The organism is Undibacterium sp. GrIS 1.8, assembly GCF_040544445.1.
Taxonomy (GTDB): domain Bacteria; phylum Pseudomonadota; class Gammaproteobacteria; order Burkholderiales; family Burkholderiaceae_D; genus Undibacterium.
On sequence record NZ_JBEONQ010000135.1, the window covers coordinates 1 to 1,224 of the forward strand.

The 1,224-nt window shown below is 43.8% G+C and carries 1 pseudogene; it reads left to right on the top strand.

The annotated features are described in order from the left end of the window. Positions 1-20 precede the first annotated feature (20 nt). Positions 21-824: pseudogene (locus AAKU64_RS22530) on the top strand (ABC transporter substrate-binding protein); the annotation flags it as partial. Positions 825-1,224: the final 400 nt, after the last annotated feature.

Here is a 1,224-nt window from a genome sequence, read left to right on the forward strand (position 1 = left end):
CGCCCGATTGGCCAGAAGAAATGCAGCGTATCGCCGATCAATTCAGTCAGGAAAACCCAACGATCAAAGTTGATGTGCAGTTTATGATCGGTGATTCTGTTGAAGAAAATCTCAAACCAAAAATCGCTGCAAATCATTTGCCCGATATTATTTCTATCAATCCTAACGCCTACGCTGCCAGACTCGCAGATCAAGGAATTTTGATTGACCTTGGTGAGACTGCCTCGTGGAATAATATGCTGGACTCATTAAAACCCGACTGGACATCATCCAAACGGCATTACTACGGTATTTCTGGCGGCGTCGCTGCGACCTTGATGTACTACAACCGGGAGATGTTTGCAAAAGCGGGTATCAGTAAACCCCCTGGTAATTTTGAAGAATTTTTAGAGGTGTGCGAGCGCTTAAAAAAAGCGGGTTTTATCCCTATCATGTGGAATGGCGGATTCCCGAATATGCTAGGTAATGGGCCGTTTAGTTTTGGCTTTGCAAATAATGTCGTCGCCAAAAATCCTGACTGGAAAAACAAAATCGCCCACGGTATGTTGGATTTGAATACGCCAGAAGTCGCGGAAATATTTGAACGGATCAAGCTGGTCGCAGATCGTGGTTACGTCCAGCCCGGCTATATGAATACTAATTATGATGATGGCATTAAGCTTTTTACTGAGGGTAAAACAGCGATGGCTTTTCATGGCACCTGGGCGGCTGGCTTATTAATGCATGGCAAGGGCTTTACCACTGGGATTTTTATCCCGCCTTGGAACGATGCTGATCAGACCGTGGTACCCGTGATTGGTAATGAGACAGGGTTTGCCGTATGCGACACACCCAACAAGCAGGCGGCGCTGAAGTTTTTAGATTTTATGAATGGTAAGGGATATGCTATTCAGCAGAATAAGCGCCAGAATATTTCTCTATTTAAGAAAACCGAAGGCAAGATTGTTAGTGATCCGCAAATTCTGGATTACATCGCCAAGGTGAGTCAGTATCCGCTGACAGCAAATCCTTATTATTCGTCCTTACCTGCAGAGACAATAGAAATCTTGCATCCCTTGTTGTTAGGTGTATTGTTTGGTAAGAAAACACCGCAAGAGGCAGCGTACGCATTAGATGCCTCCGTCAAAGATGAAGCCAAGAAAAATGATTAATAGTGCGATGTTACGTTCAGATTGAGGCATTTAGATAAAGTGTATTTTTCTTTAAAATAAGAGGAAAAATGGG